Source organism: Citrobacter sp. Cpo090, assembly GCF_030332665.1.
In the GTDB taxonomy this organism is placed as follows: domain Bacteria; phylum Pseudomonadota; class Gammaproteobacteria; order Enterobacterales; family Enterobacteriaceae; genus Citrobacter; species Citrobacter portucalensis.
The window spans coordinates 1-301 of record NZ_JAOWHK010000006.1 but is presented as its reverse complement, the minus strand read 5'-3'; the positions used below and the strand labels follow the sequence as shown (position 1 = coordinate 301).

The 301-nt window shown below is 44.5% G+C and carries 1 protein-coding gene; it reads left to right on the top strand.

All coding sequences use genetic code 11. The features are described 5' to 3' along the window. Positions 1-142: 142 nt before the first annotated feature. The coding region (locus OGY83_RS25140; RefSeq protein ID WP_353622036.1) for a putative Ig domain-containing protein at positions 143-301 on the top strand (159 nt) is incomplete at its 3' end.

Below are 301 nucleotides of genomic sequence, written 5' to 3'. Positions count from 1 at the left end.
TTCTGGAACAACCAGTGTAGTTACTTCAGCGACCGCCTACCAATTGTCTGTTACTGACAGTAATGGTAGCCCGACCAGAACATTCACGTTGACTCTTGCAACAGTCAATGGGCCAATTATTACAGTGCATGAAGCCAATAAAATGTTAACTGCTGGTACTTCTACAAACTTTATTCCCGTTACTGCAACTTCGATGACAGGAGGCCACTTGACATTTAGTATATCGCCGGCATTACCGGCTGGTTTGGGGCTAAATTCTACAAATGGCACAATTACTGGTACTCCTACTGCTCCAGTAGGT